The organism is Enterococcus ureilyticus, from assembly GCF_001730315.1.
Taxonomy (GTDB): domain Bacteria; phylum Bacillota; class Bacilli; order Lactobacillales; family Enterococcaceae; genus Enterococcus_L; species Enterococcus_L ureilyticus.
Map to the genome: position 1 here is coordinate 1 of NZ_MIKC01000019.1, position 19,535 is coordinate 19,535.

22 protein-coding genes, 1 tRNA gene and 1 pseudogene are annotated in these 19,535 nt (G+C 30.5%); 4 read left to right on the forward strand and 20 right to left on the reverse strand.

From position 1 onward, the window contains the following. The 6 genes and pseudogenes from BCR24_RS08770 to BCR24_RS16860 form a co-directional block, all read right to left on the reverse strand. Nucleotides 1-233 (reverse strand): annotated as a pseudogene (locus tag BCR24_RS08770) (alkaline shock response membrane anchor protein AmaP); the annotation flags it as partial. A 171-nt stretch (nt 234-404) separates the two neighbouring features. Beyond that, complete coding sequence (locus BCR24_RS08775; protein WP_141707040.1) at nt 405-608, reverse strand: hypothetical protein; 204 nt, start codon at nt 606-608, stop codon at nt 405-407. A gap of 237 nt (nt 609-845) precedes the next feature. Beyond that, entirely contained in the window at nt 846-1,574 is a 729-nt protein-coding gene (locus BCR24_RS08780) for a hypothetical protein (RefSeq protein ID WP_069640176.1), read from the reverse strand. Between the two features lie 51 nt (nt 1,575-1,625). Further along, on the reverse strand, nt 1,626-2,021 hold the full coding sequence (locus BCR24_RS08785; RefSeq protein ID WP_069640177.1) for a hypothetical protein: 396 nt from the start codon (nt 2,019-2,021) through the stop codon (nt 1,626-1,628). A gap of 283 nt (nt 2,022-2,304) precedes the next feature. Next, nucleotides 2,305-2,607, reverse strand: a complete 303-nt coding sequence (locus tag BCR24_RS08790) for a hypothetical protein (RefSeq protein ID WP_069640178.1) — start codon at nt 2,605-2,607, stop codon at nt 2,305-2,307. A 39-nt stretch (nt 2,608-2,646) separates the two neighbouring features. Continuing rightward, the gene (locus tag BCR24_RS16860; RefSeq protein WP_157804652.1) at nt 2,647-2,790 is read right to left on the reverse strand and encodes a hypothetical protein; all 144 of its coding nucleotides are present in this window, start codon (nt 2,788-2,790) and stop codon (nt 2,647-2,649) included. A 356-nt stretch (nt 2,791-3,146) separates the two neighbouring features. Between BCR24_RS16860 and BCR24_RS16715 the strand changes: the two genes are divergently transcribed. Next, complete coding sequence (locus BCR24_RS16715) at nt 3,147-4,142, forward strand: MucBP domain-containing protein (RefSeq protein ID WP_069640179.1); 996 nt, start codon at nt 3,147-3,149, stop codon at nt 4,140-4,142. A 261-nt stretch (nt 4,143-4,403) separates the two neighbouring features. On the opposite strand, the gene BCR24_RS08800 is transcribed toward BCR24_RS16715, so the two are convergent. Beyond that, a complete protein-coding gene (locus BCR24_RS08800; protein WP_069640180.1) occupies nt 4,404-4,631 on the reverse strand; it encodes a hypothetical protein in 228 nt (75 codons plus the stop codon). Nucleotides 4,632-4,681: 50 nt separating this feature from the next. Then, nucleotides 4,682-5,026: a potassium channel family protein gene (locus tag BCR24_RS08805; RefSeq protein ID WP_069640195.1), complete on the reverse strand. Its 345-nt coding sequence runs from the start codon at nt 5,024-5,026 to the stop codon at nt 4,682-4,684. Between the two features lie 336 nt (nt 5,027-5,362). Here BCR24_RS08805 and BCR24_RS16865 point away from each other — a divergent pair. Beyond that, nucleotides 5,363-5,446 (forward strand) — tRNA-Ser (locus tag BCR24_RS16865). Between the two features lie 351 nt (nt 5,447-5,797). On the opposite strand, the gene BCR24_RS08810 is transcribed toward BCR24_RS16865, so the two are convergent. The 4 genes from BCR24_RS08810 to BCR24_RS08825 all read right to left on the reverse strand — a co-directional run bounded on the left by BCR24_RS08810 (nt 5,798) and on the right by BCR24_RS08825 (nt 7,952). After that, entirely contained in the window at nt 5,798-6,097 is a 300-nt protein-coding gene (locus BCR24_RS08810; RefSeq protein ID WP_069640181.1) for a hypothetical protein, read from the reverse strand. Nucleotides 6,098-6,482: 385 nt separating this feature from the next. Then, a complete protein-coding gene (locus BCR24_RS08815) occupies nt 6,483-6,794 on the reverse strand; it encodes a bacteriocin immunity protein (RefSeq protein ID WP_069640182.1) in 312 nt (103 codons plus the stop codon). Nucleotides 6,795-7,395: 601 nt separating this feature from the next. Continuing rightward, nucleotides 7,396-7,518, reverse strand: coding sequence for a hypothetical protein (locus tag BCR24_RS17290; protein WP_275579453.1), 123 nt, complete (start codon nt 7,516-7,518; stop codon nt 7,396-7,398). A 137-nt stretch (nt 7,519-7,655) separates the two neighbouring features. Further along, on the reverse strand, nt 7,656-7,952 hold the full coding sequence (locus BCR24_RS08825) for a helix-turn-helix domain-containing protein (RefSeq protein WP_069640184.1): 297 nt from the start codon (nt 7,950-7,952) through the stop codon (nt 7,656-7,658). A 145-nt stretch (nt 7,953-8,097) separates the two neighbouring features. On the opposite strand from BCR24_RS08825, the gene BCR24_RS08830 reads away from it, so the two are divergent. Further along, nucleotides 8,098-9,534 (forward strand): SulP family inorganic anion transporter, encoded by a 1,437-nt coding sequence (locus BCR24_RS08830; protein ID WP_069640185.1) that lies wholly within the window; start codon nt 8,098-8,100, stop codon nt 9,532-9,534. Nucleotides 9,535-9,656: 122 nt separating this feature from the next. Here BCR24_RS08830 and BCR24_RS08835 read toward each other — a convergent pair whose 3' ends face one another. From BCR24_RS08835 to BCR24_RS08870, 8 genes are all read right to left on the reverse strand, one after another. Further along, the gene (locus BCR24_RS08835) at nt 9,657-10,187 is read right to left on the reverse strand and encodes a hypothetical protein (protein ID WP_141707042.1); all 531 of its coding nucleotides are present in this window, start codon (nt 10,185-10,187) and stop codon (nt 9,657-9,659) included. Further along, nucleotides 10,147-10,386 carry a hypothetical protein gene (locus tag BCR24_RS08840; RefSeq protein WP_069640187.1) on the reverse strand — a complete coding sequence of 80 codons (240 nt, stop codon included), beginning with the start codon at nt 10,384-10,386 and terminating at the stop codon, nt 10,147-10,149. Before BCR24_RS08840 ends, BCR24_RS08835 begins: the two co-directional genes overlap by 41 nt. A 377-nt stretch (nt 10,387-10,763) precedes the next feature. Next, nucleotides 10,764-12,602 (reverse strand): ATP-binding protein, encoded by a 1,839-nt coding sequence (locus tag BCR24_RS08845; protein WP_069640188.1) that lies wholly within the window; start codon nt 12,600-12,602, stop codon nt 10,764-10,766. A gap of 2 nt (nt 12,603-12,604) precedes the next feature. Beyond that, a complete protein-coding gene (locus BCR24_RS08850; RefSeq protein ID WP_069640189.1) occupies nt 12,605-13,612 on the reverse strand; it encodes an SIR2 family protein in 1,008 nt (335 codons plus the stop codon). 161 nt (nt 13,613-13,773) lie between these two features. After that, nucleotides 13,774-14,421, reverse strand: coding sequence for an EcsC family protein (locus tag BCR24_RS08855; protein WP_069640190.1), 648 nt, complete (start codon nt 14,419-14,421; stop codon nt 13,774-13,776). A 740-nt stretch (nt 14,422-15,161) separates the two neighbouring features. Beyond that, nucleotides 15,162-15,767, reverse strand: coding sequence for an HAD-IA family hydrolase (locus BCR24_RS08860; RefSeq protein ID WP_069640191.1), 606 nt, complete (start codon nt 15,765-15,767; stop codon nt 15,162-15,164). A gap of 382 nt (nt 15,768-16,149) precedes the next feature. Next, nucleotides 16,150-16,752, reverse strand: a complete 603-nt coding sequence (gene fic / locus BCR24_RS08865; protein ID WP_069640192.1) for a protein adenylyltransferase Fic — start codon at nt 16,750-16,752, stop codon at nt 16,150-16,152. Between the two features lie 189 nt (nt 16,753-16,941). Continuing rightward, nucleotides 16,942-17,541 (reverse strand): site-specific integrase, encoded by a 600-nt coding sequence (locus BCR24_RS08870; protein ID WP_069640193.1) that lies wholly within the window; start codon nt 17,539-17,541, stop codon nt 16,942-16,944. Between the two features lie 258 nt (nt 17,542-17,799). Between BCR24_RS08870 and BCR24_RS08875 the strand changes: the two genes are divergently transcribed. Further along, the gene (locus BCR24_RS08875) at nt 17,800-18,789 is read left to right on the forward strand and encodes a hypothetical protein (RefSeq protein ID WP_069640194.1); all 990 of its coding nucleotides are present in this window, start codon (nt 17,800-17,802) and stop codon (nt 18,787-18,789) included. The last annotated feature ends 746 nt before the right edge of the window (nt 18,790-19,535 follow it).

The window sequence follows — 19,535 nt, forward strand, 5'->3', positions numbered from 1 at the left end:
TTTTTTGGGTAAAATATCGTACCCAACATTAAAATAAATAAAACAATGAAGACACTACCTGCAAGATAGAATGTAATCACAGGGAGCCAATCCCCAACTAATGGATACTCATCCAAATTTAATAAGTAAAATGGTATAGATACATATGTTTGATTGGAAACTATCACTGAAAAACACAGATACATAAATAAAAAAAGAAAAACAGTGACAATTGTTTTTTTTAGCTTACTCAAAGTGAACCTCCTATCAGTTATTGTCTCAATTTATATCTATCTATTAAAATAACAATAATTTGCTATTTCTGTCAAAAGGTATGCTTATGAGTGATTAGTTGATTAACAAAAACAATAAGCAAAAACAGAGATCAATAATAAAAATTATAAAAGTAATTTCTAACTTTAAGATTAAAGCCGATCGTTTTTGGGAGTATCTTCAGTATTCCATTGATAGCTATCAACAAGATAGTGTTTAAGTTCTGCGAATGTTACTCCATTAAATGATTTGTTAGGCAACTTACCCCATACCAACGATTTATTAATAATTGAATTTTCTTCTATTTTACTTAATTTAAAATCTGGACAAACCGTTAGCCATTCTGTAATTTTCATTTCATTATTCATCACTTAGTTATCTTTCTGATTTTTATTCGTACAAAAGCTACTACTGAACATTTTGAATCTCACGTATGCTGCTATTCATCTGTTTCGAGAAGCCGATCTATCTTCAACTTTAAGAATTCTTACCGTTCGCTTTTAGAGAAATCTTCCTGGAAGATTCACAGCTGTAGCCAAAGAATATTCATCCATAATACGAACGAGCCTTTTTGAAAAATACTGATTACTTTGCTAATACTTATTCTTTTCTTCCCACTCTTTGAATGAACTATAATACTTGAAAACAACAGTCGGAATTATTTCTTGATCTTTTGATACCAGATAACTAGTCTCGTTGTATTCAATAAATTTATTTTCTCTTGTTTTCCAAGCAATTATATCTTTTCCATTAAATCTTAGAACCCAAACGATATTATTTTTACCTGTATATGGAAAATAATTATCTTCTATCAATTTAGTAAAGAGTTCTAGAAAAGTTGTCGTATCGCTTATTTCATATAATTTTGCGTGACTCTCCATGTCATCACCCATACAAATACTTTGTCTATCTACATTAATTTCCATATTAGTTTCTTCCTTTATTTTTAATAACTGATTCTTTTCGGAAAAACTGATCTTTTCCTGAAGAATTGATCGCTGTTTATACAGCTCTTCTGTAACTTCTTCGTATTCCTTTTGAATACCTAATCTGTAAGCTTCGTAACCCGGAGAATCATTCCAAGATCCCATCCCACCAAATACCTGTGACTTTGCCAATATCCGTTTTGCTTTCTCTTGATTAGATATATCTAAATCAAAAACATTTAGGGTGGAATTGAACATTCTACAAAAATTTTCTTCGTCCAATTGTTCAGATAATCTATTTATATTTTGTAAAGCTCTCTTAGTATTGATTAGATCATCTTCAGTAACACCAATATCATTCTTTTTTTTAAAAAAATTAACTAGCGATTTGATCACTCTAGCACTTTCCTTTCCTTTTTAGAAATGCCTTCAGTATTCCGCAAATAGCTATTTATAAAAAAAATTCTTCAACTTATCCAACCAATTTATTTGCACTATCTTATTCTCTAGACAGTCTTCACGTCTTTCTGACCACTCTTCAACTGATGAATAATAAATAAACGTAACCTCTGGAATCCTTTTTCCATTCTTACTTATCGAACAATAAGTCTTATTGTATTCATAAAATTTATTTTCCTTTGTTTTCCAAGCAATCCTATCTTTCCCATCAAATCTTAGAATCCAAACGACGTCATTTCCTTGAATATGAGGAAAATAATTTTTTGCTATTAACTCTTCAAAGAGTTCTAGAAATGTGATATGTTCGTTTACTTCATTTTTAGTTTCGTGACTTGTAACATCATCCCCCATACATACACTTTGTCTATCAATTATAATTTCCATATTGACTCCTTCTGTTATTAATCCTTTTTGAGATAATCAATCTTCATTAAGCTCTTCACGTATGCGAAGAAACTTGTTCAATTTCTTTTCCTGTTTTTCCTTTCCATCTCTAACAATCTAAGCTATTGGTTTTAAGCTCAAACACTCTTCATGATAAAATCCTTTATCGACATAGTAGATATAATCACCATCATTTAGTTTCTTTCCACAAGATTTAGTCATTTTTCATCTACCATTCCTTTTTGGATCTAATGCATACAGCTATTCGATCCTTTTTGAGAATCTATATTGCATTGAAGATAATGTAATCAATCATACTCGATCTATCTAAGCTTAAAAATTCCTGTAATGATTCTTCTTCAGTAAACAAAATAACATAATACTCATATTCTGTAGTTCCATCTTCTTCATCAACTATTTTTTCAATCTCACAAGAAAGACTTAAACAATTATTTTCGTCAGGTCTGAAAGAGAAAAAGCCATCAATTGATTTCTCATTCACATATGAATTGAGTGTATTAAGCAACGCTGCTAACTTAGTATTTAGCTCTGAAGCTTCCTTATAGATTTTCTTAATTTGATTCATTAAACATTACCCTTTCTTATCCTTTTTAGGAACTAATCTTCAATCCATTTTATATGTGGTGTTTAAAATCACTGCACCAATTATCGTCAATAAAATACACTGATACGGATTTTTAAAAGCAATCGTTGCACCTACAATAAGTATTGCAAATCCACATATTTTTAACCTTGTTCTATTTTTCATTTTTGTTCCTCCTTTATTTTTCATGCATGCTGCTACCGATACTTTAAAAATTAAGTAATTATTTTTTAGGAATAAGAAGAGTCAAGGATAATCTATCTACAATTTATAAATGTCCTACCTATATGAAAAATGAGTGTTTATGGAACGAATAAAACTTTTATAAATTGTAGATATTTTTGTCTATTTTCAATCATGTCAATTTTTGTAGACTATACCATCTGTTTTTAATACATTTCTTGTTTTATTTATTAATTTTTTATTTAGCTATTTATCTTTAACTAATATTATTATATACTATGTATATAATAATATATATATAAGGAACGGATGGGATTTCTATTAAAAAAATTAATATTGTGTTAGCAATTTTTGTATTGTCTTTTCAATTTATTCCTTCAGGAATTGTTTTAGCCGAAAGTACTGTCCAAGAACAGTCTATTCAAGAAAACGATAGAATAGAGTTACCTAATGATACGGTAACTCTCAATGTTGGTGATATTTTCTCTCCTGAAAATTATGCTACAGCTTTCAGAGGTGACCAAGAAATACCTTATGGAGATGGTGAATTTACTGCTATTTTTAATGATGTAGATACCTCTAAAGCAGGGACTTATACGATTACTTATAGACTAGAAAATGTCATGGCTGGAACATTTATTGATAAAACTATGACTGTTATCGTTCAAGATAACGATAGAATAGAGTTACCTAATGATACGGTAACTCTCAATGTTGGTGATATTTTCTCTCCTGAAAATTATGCTACAGCTTTCAGAGGTGACCAAGAAATACCTTATGGAGATGGTGAATTTACTGCTATTTTTAATGATGTAGATACCTCTAAAGCAGGGACTTATACGATTACTTATAGACTAGAAAATGTCATGGCTGGAACATTTATTGATAAAACTATGACTGTTATCGTTCAAGATAGCATACTTGGTGCTGATGTAACCATTCACTACCAAGATACAGAGGGAAATACAATTGCTCCTGATGTTGTGAAATCTGGTAATATTGGAGACCCTTATTCTTTTGAACAATTAACTATAGATGGCTATACATTTAAAGAGGTTAATGGGAATCCAAACGGAACATTTACTGATACAGCTCAAACTGTGACTTATGTTTATACGAAAAACACGATTAATCAGCCTTTAGAACCGACTAAACCTTCTGAATCATATACAAAACCAGTAGTTAAAGCAAAGACAATTAATTCAGCTTCTACAACAGCCACCTTGCCACAAACAGGTGAAACAAACTCACCTTTATTAACAGACGTTGGTGCAATGATACTGCTTGCAAGTGGAGCATATATATTAACTTTTAAACGTAAAAAAAGTAACTAATCAAGTTATTTAAATAGTAAGTTCACATAATCTCAATTACCCCAAGTACCCCATGTATCAACCGATACATGGGTTCTCTTTATGAATTAAAACTGTTCTACCTAAACAGCCAATGGTATCCCTCACTTTATCTCCAAGAACTGTTGTAAAATTCGAAAATAAGGAAATTCACTCTTTGATATTTTTGTCCTCATTTTTTGTTCTTTTGTCGAATTTAAACTCTCTGTTGTAGTTGTCTTTTTTCACCTAAAACCAACCTTTTTAGGAAACCCACATTTCTTGAGCTGCTTCATTCCAATTTTCAAAGTCATTAAGAATTACAGAAAAGTCTTCTGGCTCAAGATACTCTCTAAAGTGCTTATCTTTTAGTTCAAATGATAAAATGAAACCATCAATACTATCATTTTTATCAGCCGATATAAAAGAAAGTAGTTGCGCCATCGCACTATAATACCCTACACTTTCAAAATACTCTTTATCCTTTTTCATTCTTGTTCCTCCTACTGATTGTTTTTGGTATTCTAACTATATTTACCCTCTTATTGCTTTTTACTCTTTTTTTCTTTGTGGTATGTGGCCATTGCGTGATTAAAGTTGGCAATCATTACGGAAATAATACCTACTCCAATTAAAACATAAATTATTGTGAAAATTTTACCAACTGCTGTATGGGGAGATAAATCGCCAAACCCCACCGTGGCAAGTGTAATTACAGAAAAGTATAAGGCATCTAAAAAGCTCATGCTTTCTACACCATGGTAGAAAAAAGTGCCTATCGATAAAATAAAGAGAACGGCTAACATAATAGCTTTTTGTTCTTCTTGAAGGAATAGAATTTTTAAGATTCTCCATAAACTACGAAATAATAAAATAAAAGCAATCACAGTAACCACTTTCCTTTCTTTCTGATAGAAGACAAATTATATGAAAATTTAAAATAGTATTTATTTTCATAGTTAGCCTCTAACTATTCTTTTTGGTAATATAGCTCTTATCACTTTATTAATCATTCTTCACATTTACTTCTTACTTTTTTAGGGTTGATTTAAGGTTTAAACGGTATTCTAGATACAGATAAACAAAGGAGGTCATTATTGCTTTTGAAACAATTAGATATCTCAAATTTATTTATTTGTTCTACAAAGAAAGTAAGAAACTTGTTCCAAATTTTTGAGTGAAAGAGACTCATTTGTCTCTTTCGCTACTCTTAAATTATGTGGGTGAACGTGGTGTTTAACTCCCAGAGGCTAAACGTTTGTTGGTACTCTATCATCGAGGTGTAGGTTCGAATCCTACCGTCCACGTCGTGCTTCGGCACTTGAAATATAATAGATACTTTAGAAAGGAATGGTTTTATGAAAAAAAAATTTGTTGTACTTGCTGCTATCGCTATTCCTATTGTTGTGAAACAATATCGTAAACATTCTCGTGTGTATCAGTCTAGCCTGAAAAGTTAGTTACTTTGTTTACAAATTTTCTTTTCTAGTAATTGGTAATTTCTAAATTAATAATGAAAATGATGATTTTTATTCCTATTTTTCATTATTATAAGATACTGTTTACTTATATCAAATAACCCTAACAAAACATTTTCTTCTTTTTTAACTCTTTTTCCTACCTTCTCCCTAAGGTAGGTCTTTTTTGTCTATCAGGAGTTAACCATCCTTTTTGAGAATTTCTATAGCATATTCAAATCCCTCAATATATTTTTGGGCTTCTATAAAATTGTCTTGTTCTTTGCTAGGTGCCAACTCAATTAAACTTTTGCGTTCTTTTACTAGTCTCTCTATCACTGGATCAACGCTTGGTAATTCTGTTTGGACAGTAATTCCAATAGTTGATTCTGTATCGTCTATAAGTTGCTGTAATGCTTCTTCTAAATCCTCAGATTCAAAGTAGTCTGACATATACATACCATGTAAGATCATACCCACTTGACTGGTTGTTAATTCCATCATTTATCCTCCTACTGATCCTTTTTAGGAAACTTTTTTTGTTTAATTCGATTATATTTCCTTCTTTTTAAAAATAAAATCAATACTACTAATAGTATTGATACACCTAATAGTACTAAACTTATGCTTACTTCAGTCAATATCGCTGAAAAAAGCTCGTTCGTATTGTCTCTATATAAAATTTTATAGCGTTCATACATGCTAGGACGCCCATATCTTCCAAAAAAGATAAAAGAGACAAAAACTAAGACAACGGCACTTATACAATAAAATATCATTAGAATACTTTGATAAATGGGCGTTGCTGACTTACCTTTATGCTTTAATTTCCTTCTATTCCTGAGTCACCTATCTTATCTTTTTTGAGAAGTTAGTTCACTCAAATTTAGTCAAACTGAGACAAGCTTCCTAAATCACCTCTATAATTGTTATTCACCCCAGCTGATTTAGCTATATCACTCAATTCACTTATAATTTGATTTTGTTCTGGATTAAATTTCCATTTTTCAGTGAGTGTTTTAAAATAGATAAAGTTAGTTAGTCTAGCAATTAACGCTTCCTCATTTATAGACACATCCAGTTTTTTATATACTTTTAATAAAACCTCTTTTAATTCCGCATAATTATTTTCTTGATTGTCTTTAAAACTGTTATACAAATCCGTTATTAGTTGTTTTGTCTCTTTGTTATTAGTCATACTAATCCTCTTTTCTATCCTTTTGGGGATACATCTTATGTTTTTTGTATAATAAAATAAGATTAATTACTAAAACATATATCAACATAAATATTAAACTATGAAGTACGATAATCAGCATTGGAAATATTGTCAAATCTCCCCACATTGAATCGTAGCTGCCTCTTAAACTTTTTGGCAAAACGTCTACTATGAAACTTCCAATTACCCATAAAAGTACACTAAGAACTCCTGTTAAATTCATGATACATTGTTTCGATAATTTTATCCTTTTTTCAAATTTTTTATATAGTAAATAATGTACAAGGACAACCACTAAGAAAATTATTCCATATCTCTCCTACTGATCCTTTTGGGGAAGATTAATATATTTAAATTACGATTGTAAATTAATCAAATTTTTTAATTGCTTCTGGGGTCGGTAATACAATATCAGAACCGTTAAATCCGGTAAATTCATCATAAAAATTCTTATTGATATCTAAGTATTTAAACAACCTCTTACTTGCAATTTCCACATTTTTCCAATCATCATAAGAATACGTGGGACATTGGCGTCCTAAAATTTTGTTTGTATCTCGTGAAATTAATTGTACTTTAATTACTGCGGTTTTTTTCCATTTTCAATGCTAAGAGATACTTTAATTTTCTTACTCTTATTGTGATATCTATTATCACCATTAAATATAATTGAAACTGCTGGTACAAATAAACGTTTAGTCATGAACTTACTCCATTTACTTTGTGTCAATGAAAAGTAAACATTTTTTTCAAGATCATCTCTTGAGTTAATAACAATGGTTAAAAAGCTACAGAAATTGAGTGGTAATTTTAAAATCAGAAATTTGATCTATGGAAAAACTACTTCTCTTCTAAGCCTGTTAAAAACTGAAGAAGTTCATATTTTTTTTGTTCTGGTAAACTCATAATAACAGTTATTAATTTCTGATCTGTAGGACTTAATTTAGGATTGAAAAAATCTGACAATGATACACCTAATGCCTCACAAATATGTGTTAGTGTCTTTAAGGAGAGCTTTGTTGTATCATTCTCTATTGCAGAAATAAAAGATGGGGAAATATTAATTTTTTCAGCTAATGTTCTTGCAGTCATGTGGTTTGCTTTCCTTAATTCTTGAATTCTTATTCCAATATTCATCTATTCAATCACCTCAAAAATTCACTATAGGGTTAATTTTAATTGTATTTAAATTCACCTAAGACTTTATTTAACAATGTGACTATGATACTATAATAAAGTTGTCAAATGCAACTAAAAATTTAAAAGGGTGTGATTTATCTACATGTTATTTAGTATAAAAAAAGAAGAGTGGATTGGAAATGGGAAAAATGATTTGTTTGCTGGTCTAGTTTCGTCTATAGCCGTACTTCCAGAGGTTGTAGGTTTTGCTATTATTGCAGGAGTAAATCCAATGACAGCACTATTTGCTTCAGCAACAACTATTTTAATTATATCCTTTACAGGTGGAAGACCAGCCATGGTTTCAGCCGCCGCAGGATCTATGGCACTCGTTATGGCTGCGCTAATTAAAAGCCATGGTCTTGAATATATGATAGCAGCAACTATTTTAACAGGTATTATGCAATTAGTTCTAGGATATCTTGGTATTCAAAGATTAATGAAATTTATTCCAAAAACTGTGATGTTTGGCTTCGTAAATGCCTTAGCCATTTTAATTTTTCTAGCTCAAGTACAACAATTACCTGGGCAATCAATATGGACGTACTTCATGGTAATTATCACAATCATGCTAATGTACGGACTTCCAAAAGTTACAAAAGCTGTTCCACCTGCATTAATTGTTATTATAGTAATGACTGTTGTTGCATTGGCTTACCCAGGATATCTACAAAAAATTGGAGATATGGGAAATATGTCGACAATTGTACCAACATTATCATTTCCATGGGTTCCTTTCACTGTTAAAACATTCTCTATCATTTTTCCAACAGCAGTTGCTTTAACAATGGTAGGTCTGATAGAATCATTATTGACTATTCCTGTAGTTGATAAAATGACCGGAAGCAAAGGAGATAACAAAAGGGAAGTGAAGTCACAAGGTCTTGCAAATATAGTGACGGGGTTATTTGGTGGTCCAGCAGGCTGTGCAATGATTGGTCAAGCTGTGGTCAATGTGAAATCTGGTGGACGAAAAAGACTTTCTACTTTTGTTGCGGGAATGGCTTTATTAATCCTAATTTTTGGTCTAAAAGATATCATGATACAGATACCTACTGCAGCTCTTATTGGTATTATGATTACTGTTTCATTTGAAACATTTGAATGGGAAAGTTTATCTCTCATCCGCTCTTTCCAAGTAACAGAGAGTCTAGTAATGCTTGTGACGATAGGTGTTGTTGTTTATACACATAATTTGGCGATTGGTATCTTTGTAGGTGTTCTATTAAGCGCAGTCATTTTTATGGCAAAGCTATCGACGATTTCAATTGTTCAAAAAGATGATTTGTTTGCAGTAAAAGGACCTTTATTTTTTGCTTCCACACATTCGTTTCTCCATTATTTTGAAACTGTTAATTATGACAACGAACAGCTAACAATAGATTTTTCTTATTCTCATATCTTAGATCATTCTGGAGTTGAAGCATTAAAGTCTTTTGTAATTGATATGAAAAATCAAAAAAGAAAAATATCAATTATTGGTTTAGATATTCATAATCCTGAATTATCCAAAGAAATTGAGTCACTTCTTTTTGAATAAAAAAGTAGCCCGTCCAACTGTATTAATTGTTGGACAGGCTATTTAAGCAATTTATTTTAAAAAAATTGTACTAAGAGAATAATTTCTCTGAAAATGATCGTTTTTGAAAAAACGTATCTAGTTCATTTAGAACTCTTCTGGCTATTTATCTCTATACCTTTGTTGATATAGCTCTCAACTTTTTTAACATCTTCGTTTATTCCCGAGGTAGTAAAATGAAATACTTCAGCGTTTGTGTAAATTACTAGTTTAGCGCTTGATCGTGAGCTTCCTTTTGAGCTTCCTCTTGAACCTACACCATAACTCAATTCTGCCTTAACTCTACGTATTTTATTCATCTGAATTATAATTTCGTCACTACCAACCAAAATCCTTACACCCTTTGTGCATTTAGTTATTACAACTTCTTTCAAGAATAACTTTTCATAAATTATCTCAGACAAATATATTGCTCCTACAAAATAAATTGTTCCAAATAGAATTAGTAACACTTCACCATCAAGATTAATGCTAGTGTTACTAATTATCTCTATTCCAAAAAGAAATACAAAGATAAATGTAAGAACTAACAAAATTCTTACTGACATTTTTTTAAATTTTGAATTAGAATAGTTAAACTTTCCTTTCATTAAAACTTTTGCTTTTTTGTCCACCCTTTCTATCTACCTTTCTATCCTTTTTGAGAATCGTACCTTGTGCATCCCATGTACAAACATAACTATCATTATTCTTAAAGTGTGTAACCATGTCTGAAGCAACAGGAACAAATCTAAACCAATCAATATCAAATGTACTCATTTCATAGTCCTTATCATCTGACGTGAAGAGAAGAACTTCTTCTTCCTCAATCATATCTTCTACCAACTTCAGTGAAGTTATATTTTCATATACAACTTCACTTGATCATCATCTTCATCATAATCTTCCATCATAATACATAAAGCTTTTTCCATATTAGTTCCTCCTTCAGTTATTGATCCTTTTTGGGAACTACGGAAAAATCACTTGAACATAAAATTCACGATTTATGTTTACATACCATCTAGTAGATTCAAATTTCTGTATATTGTGTGATTTTAGTATTTCTCTGTAAGATGGTCACTTATAGTAGCACTCACATTTGTCATTGATGTACAAAATAACAGAAAATTTTTTAGATCTAATTCTTATTTTATGCAAATTCACCGTAAGCGCTTGTGACCCCTACATTAAAATTTTATTCATAGCGATTAAGTCCATAGTTCAGATAAAATTATATCATCACTATCAGGTCTATTGATTTCTTCCTTTTCTATTTTTGTAAAAACTGGAACTTTTATTGCATTTCCTGTGATAATTGCCTCTCCTTTACCTAAACTAGGAATCATTCGCAAAGAATTTTTGTCTAAAGTAGGCATAGTATTTTCAAGCATTTTAAGGTCTTTTTCATTCACTAGACGATGTATAAAGTAATTATGCGTTTGTGAAAGAATTGTAGCTGAAATATCTGAAGGCCTTTGACTAGAAAGCGTTAAGTAAAAACCAAATTTTCGGCCTTCTTTTATAATCTCTTCAAAAATAGACAGTCTATAATCCTGCCAGTCATCTCCGTTATTCCTATAACTTGAACTTAATATATTATGAGCTTCATCGATAATCAGGTGTTTTGTCTGGGTAATTTTTTCACCAGAAACATTTAATTTTTGTTCATCATATATCATTTTTGATAAAAGCATAGGTATTAATCGTGTGATTTCTTGATTGGCATGAACAAGTGAAATTACATTTACAGTCTTGTAGGCGTCCGATATATCATCTACAACTTCGATTACTTTATCTAAACTTGAAAAAGCTGTATTTATTCTGTTAAACAGGGGATTAATATGTTCTATATTTGTTGCCTTCCAGGATGATTGATGGACTTTTTGAAATTCTAAATGAAATTTTAATTGGTTAATCTGATTAATACTATTGAATACTTGTTCCAACTTGTATTCTATCTCTGTTAACTTGAGATATCCAATTGCGTCATTAGACATTCCTGTTTTGTCATTTATATATATTTCTTTAGTAGCTTTGTAACAAGCATTTCCCGAATAATAAATTAAAGAATTCAAGTGGTCAAATAAATTTTTTTCATCTATATACTTCTTAGCTAAACTTATCCAATTGTCTTTAGCATCTGAACTTGCTGCATTTCCAGTAGTTAATATCTTTTTTAGTGTCCCAACAACAAATTTTGCCATTCTCTTTCCATTAAATTTTTTTTCATCCCAAAGCTTTAAAGCATTTCTTAAAAAAGGAACTTGAGTAGCTGGTCGAGCATCAAACAAAATAGATAAAATATCCGCGTCAAATAAATATTTTTTCTTAACAGGTAACTTATTACCCTTTCTAGACTCTCGAGTATTAATCTTAACTAGCTTTTTACCATCTTCTTCTAAAAGTCCAAAATGATTGGGACTTGTATACTCTCCATTGAAATCTATAATATAAAATTGTGATTTTTCACATATTTTATCTCGATATGGTGAATTTAATAGCTGTAAATATAATTTATGTAATGTATTCGATTTACCACTACCTGTGTTCCCAAATATACCAATGTGTGAGGCGAAAAATTGGTTTATTGGTATATTAATCGGTTGTCCTTCAAGGATTGACTTGCCTAAGTAAATACAAGGATCTTCATCTTTAATTCCATAAATGACTGCTAATTCAGATTTTTTTGTTAACGTGATTTCATTGCCTATCATTGGGACATATTGACTAGTTACTTGGAATTCTTCATCAACGATAACACCTTTTGTTTTTAACATGATTATTCTATTGATAGAGTTTTTGTTATAACGATTATCAAATTCGATACTTTTTACAGTATTTTGCTGATCTATAATTTTTTCATTTGATACAGTGGCAATAATTTTGATGTTGTTTTGATTAATTGTTAAAAAAGCACCAACTTTAGGTCCAGTTAATACATCACCATACCATATAAATTCTGCATCATTAGACATACTATACATTCCTACTTGAGATATATCACCATCAACAGCAACTATGACTCCTAATTTTTTAGTTGGTTTCATATTCACTTATCCTTCCAAGTAGATAAAATATTAGATAGAACTGGAAGAGTAAAACTATACCAAGACTCATCATCTTTTTTACCACCATCATTTTTTGTCAATAATTCATTATCAAAATTCTCTGGTGTAAGAATTATAAAATTTGATCGCTCAGACGAAAAGCCTAAATTATCTAAAAATAGCTTTCTATCTGAATCAACAAAACCAAAAACATATATCATTAATTCAGGATTTTTTAAAGCACGCTTAATCATTTTACCAATGTGTTTATCTTGAAACGAAAATCCCAGAACAAATAACACTGATTGTGGTTTATCAAGTTCTAATTGAAACACTCTGAGCATTTCGTGAAAGTGATTATTTAGAAAAGTTTCTTGCCCTTCTAAACCATTAGGTTCAACAATTACCGGAATAGTTGATACTTTATTATCAATAACGATATCCTCATTCTTCTTAACCCAATTTACAGAACCATGAGGTTTGATCAAAGAAATAGATGGAATTTCACTAATGTAGTTATCATTTAGCCCTTTATAAGAAACAACTTGATTATAATTTGAGCTATCTAGATAACGAGTTAAATAACCTTTGGCACCATCATTAAAAATTAATCGATTATTTCTAGATATTTCATCAACAGCCTTTTCAATAAACAAATCGTAGTTTGTAGTAAATATATTTGCACTACGTGGAGTTTCTCTAGAGTTAGATAAATTTAAAATATGGACAACTTTCTCAATAAAATCTCTATAGTTTTTGAGAGTCAGATCAGTTTGTTGAAATATGTTGCAACGATCATTTTTTAAATAACTATTATTTTCAATAATTTTACTTATAGATATAATTCTTTGAGTGAGTTGTTGGTTCGCAGTTTTTTCTGCTTTATCTGAAAATTCACTCATCAAAGGTATTGCTGGCTTAGAAGCACCTGAACCTATTAGAAAATTCAATCTTTTTGTCATTGCTAATCTTCTTAGATTATTAATTTCATTATTCTCGCTAGAACTCATAAATCTGGTCTCCATTTCTAACACTTTCAATTGTTGTAACTATTTGTATTAATATTATACCATGCAGTTTTTATATTACTACATACTGATTTCGTTTACTCAAAAATGCTATTATCCCATTGTTTTTGAGAAACCTAATTTTTTAACTATCAAGAATATCTTCAGTTCATGTTAATTACATTACTTCCCTCAAATATTTTTTTTGCTCTATTGGCTATTGTCCAGGTAGCTGTCCAATCAATTGTAGATCCTATTCCTGCCCCTACTATTGGAACAAGTTTTCCTAAATTAATAATTCCTTTTGTTCCTGCTTTTGTAATGAATCTAAATCCGATTCTTTGATTAATTTGAACTAACACTTTACCAGGTATTTTGTTAACTGAATTTAAAATTATTTTATTTCCTACTTTAATACCAGCCTGTTTGAACGTGTCTGCTATTGTAACTCCTGCAATACATGAATACACAAACGTTTGTACTTCATCATCATTCAAATCATACCCTCTTATTAATGCAATAGCAGCTATCATTCTCATCTGTACATATAGAACGGAAGTGATATTTGCTGGTAAAGTGACAGGCAAAGTTGTAAATCCTCCAAAACCAGAAATGAATCCATTTATTCCATTCTTACTCAATTGATTTCTTACTAACTTGTCGATAGCTTTATCAGTTTTACCATATTTTCTAATATAATCATTTGCTAATTCGTTAACTGGTTTAGAAATTTTAGGAATACCGTTTAAACATTTTCCATACAAGGAATCAAGAAGTTGAACACCTTTTTTTCCTTCGATCTGTTCTTCCATGAAGTCACTCCTTTTTTTGCTTAAAATGAATTTACAAGTCAAATTCTATACTACGGTTTAAAGTAGAATTGTTAAAAGTAATTACCTATTATTTATCCTTTTAGGTGTAGCAATGACTTATTTCTTGTCTGATAGATTCATTCTAGGGAAATACTCCCATTGACCATCGTCCATTTCTCCAATATCATTTACAAGTTTATCTAAATAAAAATTTACTACATCATTATTGACACCATCCTCTATAATAGTTTTTTTATTTGTTCCACTTGATCTATTACATTTTTCTTCGTGAACTCCATCTGTTCTCTCCTTAATCTATTGACTTTTTTTAAAACTAAATCTACTTAGTTAATTCAGCTTACGTTTTTATATTTCTTTTATAAATTAGAATTTCAACTTATTCTCTAAGTGACTTTTATTTTCTTCAGAAATATACGGATCTTCCATCCCTAATCCGTTCATGAGTTCTCTTGCAGCATTTTCATTAATTATAAACAACTGGTGTATAACATAGTCTGTCACTTCTTTATCAAGATCGTTCGTATTTATAATTTTTATATTCCTTTTGCTGCGATTTATTTTCGATTAATAATTATCTACAAGTTTCATAAAAAACTAAACATACCCATCAATTCCCAATCCAAATTCCTGTTTGCTTTTCTTCCATTCCAAAATATTTTACACAGTCTTACTAAATGTTAAGCCCTTTTATTTATTTTTTGCAAAAGTCTATTCTCGCGCTAAAATAACCTTTCTATTGAACTCAAGCTTGATATGTAAGTATTATTATAAGAATTTTTTTCTGTTAAATTAATACTTTTAATACCAGCATTTATTGCTACCTCTTTGTCTATTAACCTATCTCCTATATAATACGTTTTTTGTTTATCTAAATTGTACTTTTCAATTAGATAGTCTAGCGCTTGGGAATCTGGTTTTCGTTTAAATCCGTAAGAACTTGTAACTACTTCTTCAAAAAAAGAGTCTATATTCAAATTTTTTAGTATTTGAATGGCGGTGTCACTTTTATGTGTATAAATATAGTTTTGAATATCATTAAGTCTTGTCCAATTTAAAATTTCTTTTGCACCGTTCATTAATTTAATAGATGAAGCATTATAACTATTCATTTCAGAAAAATAGTCTTTCATAACACTATAAGAAACTTTTTTCTCAGACGATTTTTCTTGCAAGAAAGAAACCACTGACTTTTTTAAAATATGTTTTTTTACTGATGTATAATCAAAATCCATATCAAAGTATAAACAGGTTTCTTCTAATGATTTTAAAATAATCTTATAAGAATCCAGTATTGTTCCATCCAAATCCCAAATAAAATTTTTCATATTCCTCTCCTTATTGGTTCGTTATTTTTTTTCATAAACTTTCCTCCTACTGATCCTTTTAAAATTGACAATGTTACAACATTCATTTACCATTAAAGTTAAGATAACTCTTTGTTATAACTAAAACGAGCGTTTTAGATAATCTGCCTATTCAACGATCCAATAAACATAAAATACTGATATTGCTGGAAGTTATCCTAGTTTTGGGACAACTTTTTTATTTTACCTAAAACGTCGTTTTAGGTAACCACTAGATTGCTTCTTCAAGATAATACCTTAGTTTAAAAGTTGAAATGAGCTTAGAATCTCTCTACCATTAACGTAGTTTTACCGGATATAGATTTAGATATAAGTTTTGGTGATATTTTGTCCTTTTCACTGACTACAAGTCTTCAGTATTGAACTCTGTGTATCCTTCGTAGTAATAACTAACATCAATACCTTTCATGTATGTTTCACGATCATTTACTGAATAAGTTAGTGCTTGCTTAATTAAATGAGAAATTTCCAAATCCTTTACAGGACTACGCTCCATTGCAGAAAGATAATCTTCTTTGTTAATCAGATTCCAATCGATTACTTTTTTTATTTCTTGTTTAAGAATCAAGTCTAGCCATATTCTTGTACTACGACCATTTCCCTCACGAAACGGGTGTGCAATGTTCATCTCCACATATTTTGCTACAATTTCATCAATAGTAGATTGTGGCATTTGATCAATATGATTTAAAGAAACGTTCAAATACATCACCGGCGCAAATCGAAAATTCCCTTTAGCAATATTTACCGTCCTCATTTCACCAGCGAAATCATAAATATCTGAAAAAAGGTATCGATGAATAGCTGCTAGCCCTTTGAACGTTCCTACTTCTAGTTTGTTAATATCACCACTATCGTATAATTTCTTTGCATTCGATTTACTGATCTTTTCTTCTACTCTTGCTAATTCAACTTGGTTTGTAATGCCTAATTTATTTTCTAACATATTTCCTCTCCTAGCCCATTCTTAATTTTCAAACCAATGATCAAATTTTTGATCATTTAGTTACTGTCGCTTCTTTAATTGAACTATCTACGGAAATGATCAAAGTCTCTACCGTATTCTATCTATAAAAAAAGGCAAATTTCCAAAAAAATGACGTGTTTCTTCTATTATATAGTAAATAATTACACCCTATAAATCTAAACTCATTACGGCAGTATCTTTATCTTCTTGTGTGATCCCAATATAGCGTAATGTCTCACGCTGCGATGAATGATTTAATAATTCTTGAATGATCTCAATATGGGTTCCATTCTTGTAAAGAAAATAACCAAACGTCTTTCTCATCGAGTGGCTGCCAATATTTTTCATCCCCATACTTTTAGCTGCTTTACTCAAAACATCCCAAAGAGCTTGCCGGCTTAATGGCTGATCATTTCCTTTTCGGCTTGGAAATAAAAAATGATCAAATTCATGATTTGCTACCTGAGTTGGAAAAGAGTCATTCGCATACTCTAAAATCTGTTTTCTCAATTTATTCGAAATAATAATTGAATTGTGTTTTCCGGTCTTTTGCTCTTTCATTTCTAATCGTTCTTTCGCGATCACCCGACCACGAGAAATAATTAGCACGTCTGATAATTTTAATCGACGTAAATCTGAAATGCGATAAGCGGTATTTATTCCAATCGAAAATAGTAACATATTTCTTGGCCCCATTTTTCCAGAAGACAAAATGGCCTTCAATGCATCGATTTGCTTTTTTTCCCTGATTGGTTGGACAATTTTCATGTAAAAATCCCTCATTTTGTTAATATGACTTAATCTTATTATACTACATATTTAGTCTTATTCAAACAATCTATAAATCTAAAGGGCTACTCATATAATGAATAACCCTTAGAGCCACCTAACTTTGGTGTACTTATGCGAATACGACACAACATAGTTGTGTCGCATTCAGAATAGTGCAACAATTCAACTCTAAATTTTATCATTTACAATAGTTACTATAATACGTTGTAGTAACTATTAGAAAGGAGTTTTTTTATGTCCAACATAAAAAGTATCGAAGAAGAAATTGAAAAAATCCTCATTAGAGATAAACGCTCATGGGTACGATTATTTGAATTAATCAGAGAAGTCGAATTGGGCGCTTTATGGAAACCAGAACATTTATCCTTTACTCGTTGGATCAGACACTTGGCTTATGAGTCCGGCGTAACTGAGTCCTTAATATGGAAAAGAAAAAAAGCTGGCGAGATTTATTTCGATTATCAAACAAGAGCAAAAAAGAAAGGTTTATCTGTCCCAAGAATAGAAGACGTCGAAGTCAGTCCGGATAACTTTGAATTGGTCGAAAAGATCAGTCAAGGGAATAAAGATATTAAAGACGATTTAATGGATAAAGTATTGCATCGAGAGCTAAAGCGATCCGATTTACTAAGTGCTTGGAAATCCGTCAAGACAATCAGGCAGAATGACCCCGGCAGTATAATAAAAAAGAACAGCCATTCGGAAGTTGGCAGCTCTGAAAAAGAGATAGTATTATCTGTTTCAGACATTGCCATCTCTTTAACTTATAGTTCTTGGCTAGATACCTTTTCTGACGTTGGCATAAATAATTTAGCGGTTAACGCTCAGAAGAAAGTCTATAAATTGTTGCCTAATTTTTCGTTTTACTCTTCAATTACTGATCGATCACATACTATAGACTTTTTAGTCATTGAAAACTATACTACCAGCCCCCATCAATTGAACCTACATTCTATAGAAGTTATTTTAGCTGAAGAAGATCTTCATCGGTCTTTCAATAGTAAACAATACCAGCAGCAAATGAATTATTTATGGATTGCGATACCCAGTAATAGGATAAAAGAAATCGGGCCAAAAATTTCTGAAGAATATGGCATAATTGAGATAGGCTCAGAAAAATTTGTAAAAGTTTGGAGGCCGTGTTCTTACTCATCTGTAATGAATAAACTTGATATTATTCAAACTGCCTTGATTAAGGGTTTGACAACAAACATGCATAGCTAACATATCTAATATTGGAGAAGAATATTTAAACATTCGTAATTAACCGGTCATTAAAAAGGTCCAAGAAATAACGGATAACAATAAAAGAAAACCTCAACTTTTAATATATCAGGGACTTCTACAACCCCAACTATAAATGTTGGTCCATTTAAAATATTTGATATTGGGCATTAGCTTATAAATAATCCTAGAACATCACCTAATTAGAAGTAAAACCAGCTTTCCAATTCTGTTATTTCCTGATAAAGATGCTATAAAATTTACTCTTTTAAAAGGCTTATTTTTTAGTAAAATTTCTAAAATGGAAATAAATAATTGCACAGTATTTTCGTGTGAATAGCTTTATATTTAGTCATAAATCTAGTTATATATGCAAAAATAACTTGTATTCTACGTGAAGAACTTACTGATGTACATTATGTGCTGAGTGAATGATAATAACGTCAAATAATGAATTTTGGAGCGATTAATCTTACGCCAGCTTCAAGACTAGAAACATCGTTTATTGACATAAAGTAAACGTCTTGCGTTTAGTTAAAATTTTATATCGAGGACAATTTGCTTTCGGTTTAATTCAGTCATAACTCTAAATATTTTTTATATCTTCTTAAATGTCACTAAATTTTGGCTCTTTGTCAACTAATGTTGGTGAAGAAAATCTAAAGAATTAAATCGATTAATATGATTCCTAGAGGAAATTTCCTCTAGGTTTTTCTATTTTCTTGAAAAAGAATAGTGCCAAAACA